General features: G+C 49.2%; 8 tRNA genes and 1 rRNA gene. All 9 read left to right on the top strand.

The window, feature by feature from the left end:
• Positions 1 to 89 (top strand): 5S ribosomal RNA (gene rrf / locus KNO79_RS15460); the annotation flags it as partial.
• A gap of 76 nt (positions 90 to 165) precedes the next feature.
• Positions 166 to 241, top strand: a tRNA-Asp gene (locus KNO79_RS15455).
• A 19-nt stretch (positions 242 to 260) separates the two neighbouring features.
• Positions 261 to 336: transfer RNA gene (locus KNO79_RS15450), tRNA-Phe, on the top strand.
• 8 nt (positions 337 to 344) lie between these two features.
• Positions 345 to 420, top strand: a tRNA-Thr gene (locus KNO79_RS15445).
• A 10-nt stretch (positions 421 to 430) separates the two neighbouring features.
• Positions 431 to 506: transfer RNA gene (locus KNO79_RS15440), tRNA-His, on the top strand.
• Positions 507 to 518: 12 nt separating this feature from the next.
• A tRNA-Lys gene (locus KNO79_RS15435) sits at positions 519 to 594 on the top strand.
• Between the two features lie 37 nt (positions 595 to 631).
• A tRNA-Leu gene (locus KNO79_RS15430) sits at positions 632 to 712 on the top strand.
• Between the two features lie 15 nt (positions 713 to 727).
• Positions 728 to 802 (top strand) — tRNA-Gly (locus tag KNO79_RS15425).
• Positions 803 to 811: 9 nt separating this feature from the next.
• A tRNA-Leu gene (locus KNO79_RS15420) sits at positions 812 to 899 on the top strand.
• Position 900 lies beyond the last annotated feature (1 nt).

Genomic DNA, 900 nt, shown 5'->3' with positions numbered 1-900 from the left:
CCGTTCCCATGCCGAACACGGAAGTTAAGCGTCTCAGCGCCGAAAGTAGTTGGGGGATCTCCCCCTGTGAGGATAGGACGTTGCCAGGCTTTATTTTTTTAAAAAAGTTATTGACTTTACATAGAATGACCTTTAAAATAGGTAAAGTCGATATGACTTAAAAACGGTCTCGTGGTGTAGGGGTTAACATGTCTGCCTGTCACGCAGAAGATCGCGGGTTCGAATCCCGTCGAGACCGCCATTTTTAATTTAATACGTATGGCTTTGTAGCTCAGTTGGTAGAGCAAAGGACTGAAAATCCTTGTGTCGGCGGTTCGATTCCGTCCAAAGCCACCATATAACACGCCGGTGTAGCTCAGTTGGTAGAGCATCTGACTTGTAATCAGAGGGTCGAGGGTTCGAATCCTTTCGCCGGCACCATTTTTTCATGGCGGTTGTGGCGAAGTGGTTAACGCACCGGATTGTGATTCCGGCATTCGAGGGTTCAATTCCCTTCAGCCGCCCCATTAAAATTTAATGAGCCATTAGCTCAGTTGGTAGAGCATCTGACTTTTAATCAGAGGGTCGCAGGTTCGAGCCCTGCATGGCTCACCATTTCTCATTATTTTTTATTCAATGCGTAATTTCACATGCGGGTGTGGCGGAATTGGTAGACGCGCTAGACTTAGGATCTAGTGTCTTTGACGTGGGGGTTCGAGTCCCTTCACCCGCATCTCTAAATACTTATGCGGAAGTAGTTCAGTGGTAGAATACGACCTTGCCAAGGTCGGGGTCGCGGGTTCGAATCCCGTCTTCCGCTCCATCTTAATACGCGGTCGTGGCGGAATCGGTAGACGCGCTAGGTTGAGGGCCTAGTGGTGGTTAACACCGTGGAGGTTCAAGTCCTCTCGACCGCACCAT

The sequence above is a fragment of the Exiguobacterium sp. s43 genome, from assembly GCF_018617255.1.
GTDB lineage: Bacteria > Bacillota > Bacilli > Exiguobacteriales > Exiguobacteriaceae > Exiguobacterium > Exiguobacterium profundum.
Note: the sequence above shows the minus strand (reverse complement) of the source record. Positions and strands in the feature narration are given on the sequence as shown.